Below are 14,496 nucleotides of genomic sequence, written 5' to 3' on the forward strand. Positions count from 1 at the left end.
ACGTATGCGTAGGGACATATGAAGGTGGGGTGCCCCGGACCGGGATCGGTCCGGGGCACCCCACCTTCGTGTCGGGGGACGAGCCTTGCGGCTCAGGGGCCCGGTGTGCCGCCGTTGGTCTGGCCGCGCTGGCCGCCGCCAGTGTTCCCGCCGATCAGGTCCGGCGGGATGCTCATGCCGGGGAACGGGTTCTTGCCGCCGGGCTTCTTGCCACCGGGCTTCTTGCCCCCGGCGCCGGGCCTTCCCTCGTCCCGGCCGCGGTCCCGGCCCCTTTCCCGGTCGTCGTTCTTCGGCGGGTCCGGGATATTGACGGTGTTGAAGGGGGGAGCGGCCACTCCGTTGAGGGCGCCCGTCATCGCGTCACGCCAGATCGGTCCGGGGACCTGCCCGCCGTACACCTTGTCCTGGTACACACCACCGATCGTGATGCGCTCCATCTCGACGCTCTGGGACGGGCTGCCGACCCAGACGGCGCCGGACATGTTCGGGGTGTACCCGACGAACCAGGCGTTCTTACGGGCGTCGGTCGTACCGGTCTTGCCCGCGTTGTCGCGGCTCTGGAGACCCGCCTCCTGACCGGTACCGGAGTCGACCACGCCGCGCAGCAGCGTGTTGATGGTGTCGGCCGTCGGCTGCGACATCGCCTGCGAGCAGGAGGTCTTGGGCACGGGGAGCGAGCTGCCGTCGGCCTTGTTGACCGACTCTATGGCGATCGGCGTGCAGTACGTACCGCGGTTGGCGAAGGTGGCGTACGCGCTCGCCATCGTCAGCGGCGACAGACCGTTGGAGCCGAGGGTCAGGGTCGACGGGTTCTGCGGGAGCTTGGAGCCGTCGCCCTGCACCACGCCGAGTTTGTCGGTCATCTGGGAGACCGGGCACATGCCGATGTCCTGGAGCATCTGGACGAAGTAGGTGTTGACCGACTTCTCCATCGCCTCCTTCAGCGCGTACGGGCCCTTCTCGGTCTCGCTCTCGTTCTCCAGGTGATACTTCGGCACACCGTCGTTGACCCACGGCTTCCCGCAGGACTGCACCGTGTCCGGGTAGTCCATCTCGTACGGGGACGGATAGACCTGTGTGGCCGGCTTGCCACCCTCTATGGCCGCGGCGGCGAGGAACGGCTTGAACGTCGAACCGGTCGGGAAGCCGTAGTTGGAGCCGCCCATGGCCTTGTTGACCGAGTAGTTGTACTGGGTCTCGTTGTTCCCGAAGCCGTACGGCTTGGACTGGCCCATGCCCATGATCTTGCCGGTGCCCGGCTGGACCAGCGTCACGGCCGTCGCGACCTTGTCCGACTTGTAGACGTGGTTCTTGATCGAGCCCTGCACCGACTGCTGGGACTGCGGGTCGAGCGTCGTCCGGATCGTCAGGCCGCCCCGGTTCCAGATCTTGGCCCGGTCCTCCTTGGTCTCGCCGAAGACCGGGTCGGTGAGGAAGACGTGCCGTACGTAGTCACAGAAGAAGCCGGCGCCGCTGACGGCGGTGATGCAGCCGTTCTTCGGCTTCTTGACCTTCAGCTTGATCGGGGTCGCCTTCGCCTTGTCGGCCGCGGCCTGCGAGACGTTCCCGACGTCGGCCATGCGCTGGAGCACGGTGTTGCGGCGCTTGGTCGCCTCGGCCGTGTCGTTGACCGGGTCGTAGCGGCTCGGCGACTGCACGACACCGGCCAGCAGCGCGGACTCCGCCAGCGTCAGGTCCTTCGCCGACTTGGAGAAGTAGCGCTGGGCGGCGGCCTCGACGCCGTATGCCTGCTGCCCGAAGAAGGTGATGTTGAGGTAGTTCTCCAGGATCTTCTTCTTGCCGAGCTCTTCCTCGACCTGGATCGCGTACTTCAGCTCCTGGACCTTGCGGCCCATCGTCTGCTGGGTGGCCTGCGCGACCTTGTCCGGGTCGTCGCCCGCCTCCTCGACGAAGACGTTCTTCACGTACTGCTGGGTGAGGGTCGACGCGCCCTCGGCGGTTCCGCCCGTCTGCACATTGCGGTTCAGCGCGCGCAGGATGCCCTTGAGGTCGACGGCCCCGTGCTCGTAGAAGCGGGCGTCCTCGATCGCGACGATCGCCTGCTGCATGTACGGCGAGATGTTCTTCAGCGGGACCACCGTGCGGTCGCGCGAATACACCGAGGCGATCATCCCGCCCTTGCTGTCCAGGATCTTGGTGCGCTGGCTCAGCGGCGGAGTCTTGAGGTTGGCCGGGATCTCGTCGAATCCCTCGACCGTCCCCTTGGTGGCGAGACCCAGTGCTCCGGCGGCCGGCAGCGCGATGCCCGCGAGCACAACTCCGGAGAGTGCGGCGACACCGAGGAACTTGGCGGCCTGCTGGGTCGTCGAGAGACCCCCGCCCGAGCGCTTCTTTGGCATGGGGGCAGCCTACGTTCTCATTCGCCGGACACACGTATATGCCTTGGCCTAAGCTGCTCTCAACTGTCACAGCAGTCCGGTTCCGTATCAACCCCCATGCATGACCCGGCCACGAGCTCAGGCGCTCCCGAATTCGCCTCGTGTGTCATCGAACGTCCGTTGTGACCCAGGTGAACTGTCCCGATTCTGCCTGGATAGTCGCATATGCCCTCACCTCACTCCCCTGGGTGATCTGCCGCATACGCATAGTCCGTTCGGGCCATTCAAGATTGGGCCCGAAGGGGGTGTTGTGCTGTCGCCACCTTCCGTAACGTCCTCAACTGGCAGCGGTGAATATGCCGCTACCGCCGTGGGGGAGCCTCGATTCGGGAGAGGACGGCGCCGTGATGGGCTGGGTAACCGACTGGAGTGCGCAGGCAGCCTGCCGCACTACCGATCCGGATGAACTGTTCGTACAAGGGGCAGCGCAGAACAGGGCCAAGGCGGTGTGCACCGGATGCCCGGTGCGGACCGAGTGCCTGGCCGATGCGCTGGACAATCGCGTCGAATTCGGCGTGTGGGGCGGAATGACCGAGCGGGAGCGCCGCGCACTGCTGCGCAGGCGGCCCACCGTCACGTCCTGGCGCCGGCTGCTGGAGACCGCGCGCAGCGAGTACGAGCAGTCGACGGGCATCCTGCCCGTGGCGATCGGACTGGACGACGACGAACTGCACGAGAGGTACGCCGCGGTGGGATAGGGCTGACGGGCGGCTACGCAGCTCCGGCCGGGGCAGAACCGGTCGCGAGCCGGTCCCCTACGGCCCGGAGTCCTTCGAGGTCATGTACGTCACCGGGCAGCGCGGCCACTTGGGTCACGGCGACCTCGGGGTGCAGCGCGGTGAAGCGGTCGCGTGTGCGCTGTTCGCGCGCGACCACCTGCATCCGTTCGGCATGCAGCCGCAACAGACCCGCGGTCAGCTCCTCGACGGAAGCGGTTCCGGGTGTATCGGGAACGTGTCCCGGCGTCGGCTCGTGGTCTTCGGCGTCCTTGTGCTCGTGCTCGGAATCGTCGGGCGTGGCGTCGGGGGCGGTATCCGGTGCGGCACCGGGCGTGACAGCGGGTGTGACAGCGACTTCGGGAGAGGTGGCCGACTGGTCGGTCCGGTCACGAAGTCCAGCCTTCCCGGCCGTCTGATCCACAATGCCGACCCCGTCAAGATTTTCTGCGGCGGCCAGGGCGTGCTCGGCGGAGAGCCGGGCGGCATCGCTGCCATGGACCCGGTTGAGCACCAGCCCGGCCAGCGGCATCTCCTCCGCGGCCAGCCGTTCCACGAAGTACGCCGCCTCGCGCAGTGCGTCCCGCTCCGGCGTCGCGACGACGAGGAACGCCGTGCCGGGGGCCTGGAGCAGTTTGTATGTGGCGTCGGCCCGGGTACGGAATCCGCCGAACATGGTGTCCATCGCCGCGACGAAGGTCTGTACGTCGCGCAGGAACTGACCGCCGAGCAGCTTGCCCAGCGTTCCGGTCATCATCGACATGCCGACGTTCAGGAACTTCATCCCGGCCCGGCCGCCCATCTTCGCCGGGGCCATCAGCAGCTTGATGAACTTTCCGTCCAGGAACGAACCGAGCCGCTTCGGCGCGTCCAGGAAGTCCAGCGCGGAGCGCGACGGAGGGGTGTCGACGATGATCAGGTCCCACTCGTCGCGCGCCCGCAACTGCCCGAGTTTCTCCATCGCCATGTACTCCTGCGTGCCCGCGAAACCGGCCGACAGGGACTGGTAGAAGGGGTTCTCCAGGATCGCGCGGGCCCGCTCGCCGTCCGCGTGCGCCTCGACGATCTCGTCGAAGGTCCGCTTCATGTCGAGCATCATGGCGTGCAGTTCCCCGGCGTCCCCGCCCTCGATGCCCGGCACCCGGCGCGGGATGTTGTCCAGCGAGTCGATGCCCATGGACTGGGCGAGCCTGCGGGCCGGGTCGATGGTGAGCACGACGACCTTGCGGCCGCGCTCGGCCGCCCGCACGCCCAGAGCCGCCGCGGTCGTGGTCTTGCCGACGCCGCCCGAACCGCAGCACACGACGATCCGGATGTCCGGATCGTCGAGCAGTGCGTCGGTGTCCAGCGCGGGAGCGGGTGAGACGGCCACCTCCGACGCGGCCGTGTCCGTCCCGGCTGTGTCCGTTCCGGTCGTGTTCGTTCCGGTTGTGTCGGATGTGGCCGTGTCCGTCGACGCGGTCGCATCCGTCATTGTGGCCGTGGCCGCGTCCGTGCGCTGTGTCATGTACCCACCCCTTGTCCCGCCCCTTCGCTCACGCCCTGCTTGCGGAGCTCGGTCGCCAGGTCGTAGAGACCGGCCGGGTCCATCCCCTCGCCGATCAGCGGGAGTTCGTACCCCGGCAGCTCCAGGTCCGCGAGCACGGCGCGCTGTTCACGCTCCAGCTCGACCCGCTGGGCATGCTCGGCCGCCTGCTCGACCAGGGGGCGTACGAGCCCCGCGGAGCCGGTCACTCCGGCCCGGGTCAGCGCCTTGGCGATCTCCTTGCGGCGGCCGCCCGCGGCGGTGCGCAGGGTGTCCTCGTCCAGCAGATGGGGCCGCACCATGTTCACGATGACCCGGCCCACCGGCAGTTCGGCGGCCCGCAGTTCGGCGATACCGTCCGTGGTCTCCTGGACCGGCATCTCCTCCAGCAGCGTCACCAGATGGACCGCGGTCTCGGGGGACTTCAGCACCCGCATCACGGCCTGTGCCTGATTGTGTATCGGGCCGATCCTGGCCAGCCCCGCCACCTCGTCGTTCACATTGAGGAAGCGGGTGATGCGCCCGGTGGGTGGGGCGTCCATGATCACGTAGTCGTAGACGTACCGGTTCTGCTTGTCCTTGCGGCGTACGGCTTCGCAGGCCTTGCCGGTCAGCAGCACGTCCCGCACGCCGGGCGCGATCGTGGTGGCGAAGTCGATCGCGCCGAGTTTCTTGAGCGCCCGGCCCGCGCTGCCCAGCTTGTAGAACATCTGGAGGTAGTCGAGAAGGGCGCGCTCGGCGTCGATCGCGAGGGCATAGACCTCGCCGCCGCCCGGCGCGACGGCGATCTTGCGCTCCTCGTACGGGAGGGACTCCGTCTCGAAGAGCTGGGCGATGCCCTGCCTGCCCTCGACCTCCACGAGAAGGGTGCGCTTGCCCTCGGTCGCGAGGGCGAGCGCGAGGGCGGCGGCGACCGTGGTCTTACCGGTACCGCCCTTGCCGCTGACGACCTGGAACCTGCTCACGTATTCGAGCCTAACCAGTCACACCGCAGGCTACGCACGAGGCTGTGCGTGCCAGGCATTACAGTCGGGCCATGACCAAGTGGGAATACGCGACCGTGCCCCTTCTCGTGCACGCGACCAAGCAGATTCTGGACACCTGGGGCGAGGACGGCTGGGAGCTGGTCCAGGTCGTTCCCGGCCCGAACAACCCCGAGCAGCTCGTGGCCTACCTGAAGCGGGAGAAGGCGTAGTGGCGGGCGCCGTCGAGGCGAAGCTCGCCGAGCTCGGGCTGACGCTGCCGGACGTCGTGCCGCCGCTGGCCTCGTACCAGCCGGCCGTGCAGTCGGGGGTGTACGTGTACACCTCGGGCCAGCTGCCGATGGTGGACGGCAAGCTCGCGGTCACCGGCAAGGTCGGTGCGGAAGTCACGCCCGACGAGGCCAAGGAACTGGCGAAGACCTGCGCGCTCAACGCGCTGGCCGCCGTGAAGTCGATCGCGGGCGACCTGGACCGGATCGCGCGGGTGGTGAAGGTCGTGGGCTTCGTCGCCTCGGCGTCCGACTTCACCGGGCAGCCCGCCGTGATCAACGGCGCCAGCGAGCTGCTGGGCGCGGTGCTCGGTGACAAGGGCGTGCACGCGCGCAGCGCGGTGGGCGTCGCGGTGCTGCCGCTGGACGCGCCGGTGGAGGTCGAGGTCCAGGTCGAGCTGGTCGGGGCCTAGGGTCTTTCGCCGCGTTCTCCGATCCCGTCCGGTCGTCATGACCGGGCGGGATCATCTGTGTACGGGGCATGTACGGATCAGTCGACCCTCGAACATCGGCGCGGTTCCGGATAGCCTCCGGCCATGTCCAATGGTCAGTGGTACCCACCGGAATGGCCCGACCGGATCCGGGCACTCGCCGCAGGTGAGCTGACGGCCGCGACCCCGAAGCGGGCCGCCACCGTGATGCTGCTCCGGGATTCCGCCGCTGACACCGAGGGCGGTCCCACCGTCCACATGCTGCGCCGCCGCGCCTCCATGGCTTTTGCCGGCGGGGCGTACGCCTATCCGGGTGGCGGGGTCGACCCGCGTGACGACGACCGGCTCGTCGGCTGGGCCGGACCCCCGCTGGAGACCTGGGCCGAGCGGCTCGGCGTCGGGACTCCGGCCGAGGCCCAGGCCATCGTCTGCGCGGCGGTCCGTGAGACGTACGAGGAGGCGGGCGTCCTCCTCGCGGGTCCGGGCGCCGACACGGTGGTCAGCGACACCACCGGTGCCGACTGGGAGGCCGACCGGGAGGCACTGGTCGCCCGCGAGCTGTCGTTCGCCGAGTTCCTGGACCGGCGCGGTCTGGTGCTGCGCTCGGATCTGCTGGGCGCCTGGGCGCGCTGGATCACCCCCGAGTTCGAGCCCCGTCGCTACGACACCTGGTTCTTCGTCGCCGCGCTCCCCGAGGGCCAGCGCACCCGCAACGCCTCCACGGAGGCCGACCGCACGGTGTGGATCGAGCCCGGCGAGGCGGCCGACGGATACGACAGGGGCGAGCTGCTGATGATGCCGCCCACCGTGTCGACGCTGCGGGCGCTGAGGCCGTACGGGACGGCCGCCGAGGCCCTGAAGGCGGCGGATTCCCAGGACCTCGCGCCCGTACTGGCACAGGCGCGTCTGGAGGGCGACGAGTTGGTGCTGAGCTGGCCGGGACACGATGAGTTCACCAAGCACATCCCGAGCGGCGGCGCGGGCGGTGAGGCCGTATGAGCGAGGCCGCGGCCCTTCCGGGGCAGCCGCGCGGCGGGGTCCTGTCCGGCCCCGCCACCAGCCGTGCCGTCAATGTCCTCGCCCCCAACGCCTCGCCGATGACGCTGGACGGCACCAACACCTGGATCGTCGCCGAGCCCGGCTCCGACCTCGCGGTCGTCATCGACCCGGGCCCGCTGGACGACACGCATCTGCGGGCCGTCATCGACACCGCCGAACGGGCCGGCCGCCGGATCGCGCTCACCCTGCTCACCCACGGGCACCCCGACCACGCGGAAGGCGCGACGCGGTTCGCCGAGCTGACCCGTACGAAGGTGCGTGCCCTGGACCCGGCACTGCGGCTGGGCGACGAGGGGCTGACCACGGGCGATGTGATCACCACCGGTGGCCTGGAGCTCCGGGTCGTACCGACCCCCGGGCACACCGCGGACTCGCTCTCCTTCCATCTGCCCGCCGACCGGGCGGTGCTGACGGGAGACACGATTCTCGGGCGCGGCACCACGGTCGTCGCGCATCCGGACGGGCGGCTCGGCGACTACCTCGACTCGCTGCGGAGACTGCGCTCGCTGACCGTCGACGACGGCGTGCACACAGTGCTGCCGGGGCACGGTCCGGTGCTGGACGACGCGCAGGGCGCGGTCGAGTTCTACCTCGCGCATCGCGCGCACCGGCTGGCCCAGGTGGAGACGGCGGTCGAGGCCGGGCACCGGACGGCGTCGGAGGTGGTGGCGCAGGTGTACGCGGACGTGGACCGGTCCCTGTGGCCCGCCGCGGAGCTCTCGGTGCTGGCTCAGCTGGAGTATCTGGGCGAGCACGGGCTCATCTGACCTGACCTGACCTGACCTGACCTGACCTGACCTGACCTGACTGACCTGACTGACCTGGACTGGTCGGATTTGGTCTGGCCGGCTTCACCGGCTTCACCGGGGCTTCATCGGCACCGGCTTCGGCCTGCGGCGGAAACCCGGCAAGGCCCCGCCGGGCGGCGGGGCCTTGCATACGGGTGCGGAGGTGGCGTCCCCGGTCCGGCTAGCGGGACCGCTTCGCCAGGCGCTCCACGTCCAGCAGGATCACGGCGCGCGCCTCCAGGCGCAGCCAGCCGCGTCCGGCGAAGTCGGCGAGTGCCTTGTTGACCGTCTCGCGGGAGGCGCCGACCAACTGGGCCAGCTCTTCCTGGGTCAGGTCGTGGACGACGTGGATGCCTTCCTCCGACTGGACGCCGAAGCGGCGCGACAGGTCGAGGAGGGCGCGGGCGACACGGCCCGGTACGTCGGAGAAGACCAGGTCGGACATCTGGTCGTTGGTCTTGCGCAGACGGCGGGCGACGGCGCGCAGCAGGGCCGTGGCCACCTCGGGACGGGCGTTCAGCCAGGGCTGCAGGTCGCCGTGGCCCAGGCCGAGGAGCTTGACCTCGGTCAGCGCCGTCGCGGTGGCGGTGCGCGGGCCCGGGTCGAAGAGCGACAGCTCACCGATCAGCTCGCCGGGGCCGAGGACCGCCAGCATGTTCTCGCGTCCGTCGGGGGAGGTGCGGTGGAGCTTCACCTTGCCCTCGGTGACCACGTAGAGGCGGTCGCCCGGGTCGCCCTCGTGGAAGAGCGCGTCGCCGCGTGCGAGGGTCACCTCACTCATCGAGGCGCGGAGCTCCGCGGCCTGCTCATCATCGAGCGCCGCGAAAAGCGGGGCGCGCCGCAGAACGTCGTCCACGAGTTCTCTCCTTGTCGGCCTGTTCAGGGAACCGTGGTCCCCATCATGCCGGACGGTAAAACAGTGCGATCAATCACAAACCAGTTTGACGCACGGGCGTGCCCAACCGTGCGGCAGGGGGCCGATTGGGGGTGGATACACGGTGACAGGGGCAGATGTCAGTGCGTGGCTCTAGGCTGGCCGGGTGTCCAAATCGCCGGTGAGAGCGCAGGCCAAGGGGGCTGATGGGGTGTCGGAAGGCCGTGATTCCGCTGTGGGCGAACAGGGTGCGATTCGCCCGGAAAAAGCGACAAAACGCCCCGTGGGGGAGTCGGTGAAACGCCCTGCGAAGGCGAAGCCCGCAGGAGCGGCAGGAGCGGCAGGAGCGGGACGGAAGCCGGAATCGCGTCTGGCGATGGTGCGCCGCGCCCGCAGGATCAACCGCGAGCTCGCCGAGCTCTATCCCTACGCCCACCCCGAGCTGGACTTCAGGAACCCCTTCGAGCTTCTGGTCGCCACGGTCCTCTCCGCCCAGACCACCGATCTGAGGGTCAACCAGACCACCCCCGCGCTCTTCGCCGCCTACCCCACCCCCGAGGACATGGCCGCGGCCGTCCCGGAGGAGATGGAGGAGCTCATCCGGCCGACCGGTTTCTTCCGGGCCAAGACCAAGTCGCTGATAGGCCTCTCCGTGGCGCTCAGGGACAATTTCGGCGGCGAGGTGCCGGGCCGGCTCGCCGATCTCGTCACGCTTCCGGGGGTCGGCCGCAAGACCGCCAATGTCGTTCTGGGCAATGCCTTCGGCGTCCCCGGGATCACCGTCGACACCCATTTCGGCCGCCTGGTCCGCCGTTGGAAGTGGACGGAGCAGGAGGATCCGGAGAAGGTTGAGGCCGAGATCGCCACGATCTTCCCCAAGAGCGAGTGGACGATGCTCTCGCACCGGGTCGTCTTCCACGGCCGCCGCATCTGCCATGCCCGTAAGCCCGCCTGCGGCGCCTGCCCGATCGCCCCGCTCTGCCCCGCGTACGGCGAGGGCGAGACGGACCCGGAGAAGGCCAGGAAGCTGCTGAAGTACGAGATGGGCGGCCAGCCGGGCCAGCGGCTGAGCCCGCCGGCGGACTACCCGGGCGAGCCCGCGCCGCCCCTCGGGGCAGGCTGACGCAGGGCGGCGAATCCGGGGCCGACGTATGGCGCCGGCTCCGGAGCGGCCGGAACGAAATGCGTGACGACAGGCGTTGTGAGACGAGGGGTGCCTATGAAGACGCACGAACAGAGCACGGAAGCGGCAGCCGCGCCCGCTGCGCCCGCTGCGGGAAACCCGGCGGCGGTCAGTCCCGCCGCGGCGGTCGCGGCGGCCGCCGCCGCGGCAGGCGCCGGTGGGGACGCGGCGATCACCGTCACGGCCGAGGGCCTGCCCGCGTGGCTCGACCCCGTGGCCCGCGCCGCGCGGACGATCGAGCCCGACCAGCTCAGCCGCTTCCTGCCGCCGGAGAGCGGTGCCGGGCGGCAGTCCGCCGTACTCGTACTCTTCGGCGAGGGCGAGCGCGGTCCCGAGCTGCTCCTCATGGAGCGATCCGGAAGCCTGCGTTCCCACGCCGGACAGCCATCCTTCCCCGGCGGCTCCCTGGATCCGGAGGACGGCGACCAGGCGACGACAGGGCCGCTCAGGGCCGCTCTGCGGGAGGCCCGGGAAGAGACCGGCCTGGATCCGCGCGGCGTCCAGATCTTCGGCGTGCTGCCCCGGCTCTACATCCCCGTGAGCGGCTTCGTGGTGACTCCGGTCCTCGGCTGGTGGCGCTCGCCGAGTCCGGTCGGTGTCGTCGATCCGGGTGAGACGGCCCGCGTCTTCACCGTTCCCGTGGCGGATCTCACGGATCCGGCCAACCGCGCGACCACGGTCCATCCGAGCGGCCACCGAGGCCCGGCATTTCTGGTGGAATCCGCCCTGGTGTGGGGTTTCACGGCCGGAGTGATCGACCGCATTCTGCACTTCGCGGGCTGGGAGCGCCCCTGGGACACCGCCAAGCAGGTGCCGCTCGACTGGCGCGCATGACAGGCTGACTCCCGTGCTGCGCTGTCCGGCCCCGCCCGGACCCAGCCGAAGGAACGGGCCCGGTGACGAATCTGCGAGGCTATAGACGGTGAACGTGCTGGACATCCTGCTGCTGGCCGGCGCCGTGTGGTTCGCGGTCATCGGTTACCGACAGGGGTTCGTCGTCGGCATCCTGTCGGTGATCGGGTTCCTGGGCGGCGGTCTCGTCGCCGTCTATCTGCTGCCGATCCTGTGGGACCAGCTGACGAACGGCTCCGAGGTCTCGTCGACGGCCGCCGTCGTCGCCGTCGTCATCGTGATTGTCTGTGCCTCGGTGGGCCAGGCATTCACCACCCACCTCGGCAACAAGCTCCGCCGGTACATCACGTGGTCGCCCGCGCGCGCCCTCGACGCCACCGGCGGCGCCCTGGTCAACGTCGTCGCGATGCTGCTGGTCGCCTGGCTGATCGGCTCCGCGCTGGCCGGCACCTCACTGCCGACGCTGGGCAAGGAGGTCCGCAGCTCCTCGGTCCTGCTCGGCATCTCCCGGGTGATGCCCGCGCAGGCCTCCACCTGGTTCACGGACTTTTCCTCGGTCCTCGCGCAGAACGGCTTCCCGCAGGTCTTCAGCCCGTTCGCCAACGAGCCGATCACCGAGGTCCAGGCCCCGGACCCGGCGCTGGTGGGCAGCCCCGTCGCGGCCCGCGCCAAGAAGTCCATCGTCAAGGTCGTCGGCACGGCCCCGGGCTGCGGCAAGGTCCTCGAAGGCACCGGCTTCGTCTTCTCCGACCGCCGGGTGATGACCAACGCGCATGTCGTCGGCGGCGTCGACGAACCCACCGTCCAGATCGGCGGCCAGGGCCGGCTGTACGACGCGAAGGTCGTCGTGTACGACTGGCGGCGCGACATCGCCGTGCTCGACGTACCGGACCTCGACGCGAAGCCGCTGAAGTTCGCCGACACCGACCACGACGCCCGGACGGGGAACAGCGCCATCGTCGCGGGCTTCCCGGAGAACGGCTCGTACGACGTACGGGCCGCGCGCGTCCGGGGCCGTATCGGCGCCAAGGGCCCGGACATCTACCACCGGGGCACCGTCCGTCGCGATGTGTACTCGCTCTACGCGACGGTCCGTCAGGGCAACTCCGGCGGACCGCTGCTGACCCCCGGCGGCGAGGTGTACGGCGTCGTCTTCGCGAAGTCGCTCGACGACCCCGACACCGGCTACGCGCTGACGGCCGACGAGATCCGCCAGGACATCAAGCGCGGCCGATCCGCCAACCAGCAGGTCGACAGCCAGGCGTGCGCGCTCTGAGCGCCGGTCCGGCAGTAACCGGGGCGCAGCGCGGCGCGCCGAGGCCGGGGGAGTCGTGGTGAAGTCCCGCCCGGCCGGCGAGCGTTCACCGGCCGGACGGGGCGGAGATCATCCGCGTGGATGGCGCAGCCGCGCCGAGACCCAGCGGGCCCGACGGCGCAGAATGCGCGGGATACCGAGCTGGGGATCATGCAGAACATGCATCTCGTGCACCCGGCCCTGGGGGCCGCCCCCCTCATGAGTGCTCAAACCCGCCGTGGCGGTCGAGCGACGGTTGCGTGCTGTGTCACCGAAGTCGTGCGTCCAGCCCATACCGGGACGTCTGCCCGTGCCTCATGGTCGGTAACCGCCCATCCGTCAGCCAATTGGCCTATGCGCCGGGCAATTGGCCGTTCGTCGGACAACTGTGCCCGTACGGCTACCGATCGGGCTCGGGATCCTTGAGCCAGCTGATGAGTTCAGCCGAGAACCCGGCCGGATCCTCCTCGTGGGGGAAGTGCCCCAGACCGTCGAAAAGTCGCCAACGGTACGGCGCTTCGACGTACTCGCCGGATCCCGCCGCGCTTCGCGTGCGGATCGCCGGATCGAGTGAACCGTGCAGATGCAGCGTCGGTACCCGCACCGGCAGTTTCATCCTCCGGTTGAACTGGATTCCGTCCGGACGGGCGAGGGAACGCACCATCCAGCGGTACGGCTCGATCGAGCAGTGCGCCGTCGACGGGATGCACATGGCGCGCCGGTAGACGTCCACCGTCGCGTCGTCGGGGAAGTCCGGGGTCCGGGGGCCCGCCCATTCGTGGATCAGCCGGCCGACCAACGCCGCGTCGTCGGCGACGAGCTGACGCTCGGGCACCCACGGGCGCTGGAAGCCCCAGATGTACGAGCCGGCCCGGGACTGCGCGAAGTCGGAGAGCATCGAGGAACGCCAGCGGCGCGGATGCGGCATCGAGGAGACCACGAGGCGGCGCACCAGCTTCGGACGCATCACCGCGGCCGTCCAGGCGAGGTAGCCGCCCATGTCGTGGCCGACCAGGGCCGCGTCCGGTTCGCCGAGCGAGCGGATCACGCCGGTGATGTCGAGCGCCAGGTTGGCGGGGTCGTAACCCCGGGGCGTACGGTCGCTGCCGCCGACTCCGCGAAGGTCCATCGCGACGGCCCGGAAACCGGCGTCGGCCAGCGCGGTGAGCTGGTGGCGCCAGGTCCACCAGAACTGCGGGAAGCCGTGCAGCAGCAGCACCAGCGGACCCTCGCCGAGCTCGGCGATGTGGAAGCGGGCGCCGTTGGCCGCCACGTCCCGATGGGTCCACGGCCCGTCGATCCGCACAGGCCCGCCGGAGCCGACCGGGGCGGACGAGCCGCCCGCGGTGTCCGAGCCTTCCGGGACCGTCGAGCCGGCCGGGGTGGCTGGGTCGTCCGAGCCCGTCCGGTCTTTCCGCCCTGTCCGGTCGTTCGAGCCTGTCCGGCCGTCCCTGCCCGCAGGGACTGCCTGACCTTCCGGGCCTGTGGGGCCTACCGGGCCTACCGGGCCTACTGGGCCGAATGCGCTGGAATCGGGGACCGTCATGTAGACGAGCGTGCCACAGCGGAGGCCTTGTCCTGGACCGGAGCCTTCTCCATGGCCTTGCCCGCCAGCGTGCTGCCCGAGACGGCCGGGCGGCTCGTTCCCGCCGTGACGGCGGGCCGCGGGTGCGGCTTGACGCCCTGCAGCACGGCCGCCGTCTGCTTCGCCGAAGCGATGGACTTCTCCGGCGGCTTCAGCTTCTTGAACTTGAGCCAGCCGACCAGCCCCAGCAGGACGGCCAGGAGGAAGAACCCGCCGGCCACGATCAGGAACGACCACGCCAGGCCCAGGCCCAGGTTGTGGATTCCGTAGGCGGCCGCGAAGCTCAGCATCGGCATCATGAACAGAAGCAGCACGGCCGCGACGATCATCGCCACACTGCCGATCGCCCCGCGCTTGACGTCCTGCCGTACCTCGGCCTTGGCCAGGGCGATCTCGTCGTGCACCAGTGCGGACATCTCGGCTGTCGCCGCGGCGACCAGCTGCCCGAGACTGCGGTCGGCGCTGCCCGCGTTGTTGCCGGGGTCGCTCATCCCTGACTCCCTCTCCTGTTCTGCTGCTCAACACATCTGGTGTCAGA

15 protein-coding genes are annotated in these 14,496 nt (G+C 69.8%); 8 read left to right on the plus strand and 7 right to left on the minus strand.

The genetic code is table 11. The features are described 5' to 3' along the window. Nucleotides 1-92: 92 nt before the first annotated feature. Nucleotides 93-2,360 (minus strand): transglycosylase domain-containing protein, encoded by a 2,268-nt coding sequence (locus tag OG611_RS09475; protein ID WP_266417452.1) that lies wholly within the window; start codon nt 2,358-2,360, stop codon nt 93-95. A gap of 386 nt (nt 2,361-2,746) precedes the next feature. On the opposite strand from OG611_RS09475, the gene OG611_RS09480 reads away from it, so the two are divergent. Continuing rightward, nucleotides 2,747-3,097, plus strand: coding sequence for a WhiB family transcriptional regulator (locus OG611_RS09480; protein ID WP_176740522.1), 351 nt, complete (start codon nt 2,747-2,749; stop codon nt 3,095-3,097). 13 nt (nt 3,098-3,110) lie between these two features. On the opposite strand, the gene OG611_RS09485 is transcribed toward OG611_RS09480, so the two are convergent. Beyond that, nucleotides 3,111-4,622: an ArsA family ATPase gene (locus OG611_RS09485; protein ID WP_266417454.1), complete on the minus strand. Its 1,512-nt coding sequence runs from the start codon at nt 4,620-4,622 to the stop codon at nt 3,111-3,113. Next, nucleotides 4,619-5,605: an ArsA-related P-loop ATPase gene (locus OG611_RS09490; RefSeq protein ID WP_266417456.1), complete on the minus strand. Its 987-nt coding sequence runs from the start codon at nt 5,603-5,605 to the stop codon at nt 4,619-4,621. Before OG611_RS09490 ends, OG611_RS09485 begins: the two co-directional genes overlap by 4 nt. 71 nt (nt 5,606-5,676) lie before the next feature. Between OG611_RS09490 and OG611_RS09495 the strand changes: the two genes are divergently transcribed. From OG611_RS09495 to OG611_RS09510, 4 genes are all read left to right on the plus strand, one after another. After that, nucleotides 5,677-5,835 carry a DUF4177 domain-containing protein gene (locus OG611_RS09495; protein ID WP_003967454.1) on the plus strand — a complete coding sequence of 53 codons (159 nt, stop codon included), beginning with the start codon at nt 5,677-5,679 and terminating at the stop codon, nt 5,833-5,835. Further along, nucleotides 5,835-6,305: a RidA family protein gene (locus OG611_RS09500; RefSeq protein ID WP_266417472.1), complete on the plus strand. Its 471-nt coding sequence runs from the start codon at nt 5,835-5,837 to the stop codon at nt 6,303-6,305. Before OG611_RS09495 ends, OG611_RS09500 begins: the two co-directional genes overlap by 1 nt. A 123-nt stretch (nt 6,306-6,428) precedes the next feature. Then, nucleotides 6,429-7,322, plus strand: coding sequence for an NUDIX hydrolase (locus OG611_RS09505; protein WP_266417473.1), 894 nt, complete (start codon nt 6,429-6,431; stop codon nt 7,320-7,322). Then, on the plus strand, nt 7,319-8,149 hold the full coding sequence (locus tag OG611_RS09510; RefSeq protein WP_266417474.1) for an MBL fold metallo-hydrolase: 831 nt from the start codon (nt 7,319-7,321) through the stop codon (nt 8,147-8,149). Before OG611_RS09505 ends, OG611_RS09510 begins: the two co-directional genes overlap by 4 nt. A 202-nt stretch (nt 8,150-8,351) precedes the next feature. On the opposite strand, the gene OG611_RS09515 is transcribed toward OG611_RS09510, so the two are convergent. After that, nucleotides 8,352-9,026, minus strand: coding sequence for a Crp/Fnr family transcriptional regulator (locus OG611_RS09515; RefSeq protein WP_014046869.1), 675 nt, complete (start codon nt 9,024-9,026; stop codon nt 8,352-8,354). A 313-nt stretch (nt 9,027-9,339) separates the two neighbouring features. Between OG611_RS09515 and nth the strand changes: the two genes are divergently transcribed. The 3 genes from nth to OG611_RS09530 all read left to right on the plus strand — a co-directional run bounded on the left by nth (nt 9,340) and on the right by OG611_RS09530 (nt 12,355). Then, nucleotides 9,340-10,167, plus strand: coding sequence for an endonuclease III (gene nth / locus OG611_RS09520; protein ID WP_266417475.1), 828 nt, complete (start codon nt 9,340-9,342; stop codon nt 10,165-10,167). A gap of 96 nt (nt 10,168-10,263) precedes the next feature. Continuing rightward, complete coding sequence (locus OG611_RS09525; protein ID WP_266417477.1) at nt 10,264-11,061, plus strand: CoA pyrophosphatase; 798 nt, start codon at nt 10,264-10,266, stop codon at nt 11,059-11,061. Between the two features lie 88 nt (nt 11,062-11,149). After that, a complete protein-coding gene (locus OG611_RS09530) occupies nt 11,150-12,355 on the plus strand; it encodes a MarP family serine protease (protein WP_266417478.1) in 1,206 nt (401 codons plus the stop codon). Nucleotides 12,356-12,463: 108 nt separating this feature from the next. Here OG611_RS09530 and OG611_RS09535 read toward each other — a convergent pair whose 3' ends face one another. From OG611_RS09535 to OG611_RS09545, 3 genes are all read right to left on the minus strand, one after another. Next, on the minus strand, nt 12,464-12,667 hold the full coding sequence (locus OG611_RS09535) for a hypothetical protein (RefSeq protein ID WP_266417479.1): 204 nt from the start codon (nt 12,665-12,667) through the stop codon (nt 12,464-12,466). Nucleotides 12,668-12,773: 106 nt separating this feature from the next. After that, nucleotides 12,774-13,919: an alpha/beta fold hydrolase gene (locus tag OG611_RS09540; protein WP_266417480.1), complete on the minus strand. Its 1,146-nt coding sequence runs from the start codon at nt 13,917-13,919 to the stop codon at nt 12,774-12,776. After that, nucleotides 13,916-14,449, minus strand: a complete 534-nt coding sequence (locus OG611_RS09545; protein WP_266417481.1) for a phage holin family protein — start codon at nt 14,447-14,449, stop codon at nt 13,916-13,918. Before OG611_RS09545 ends, OG611_RS09540 begins: the two co-directional genes overlap by 4 nt. Between the last annotated feature and the right edge of the window lie 47 nt (nt 14,450-14,496).

Source organism: Streptomyces sp. NBC_01363, from assembly GCF_026340595.1.
Taxonomy (GTDB): Bacteria; Actinomycetota; Actinomycetes; order Streptomycetales; family Streptomycetaceae; genus Streptomyces.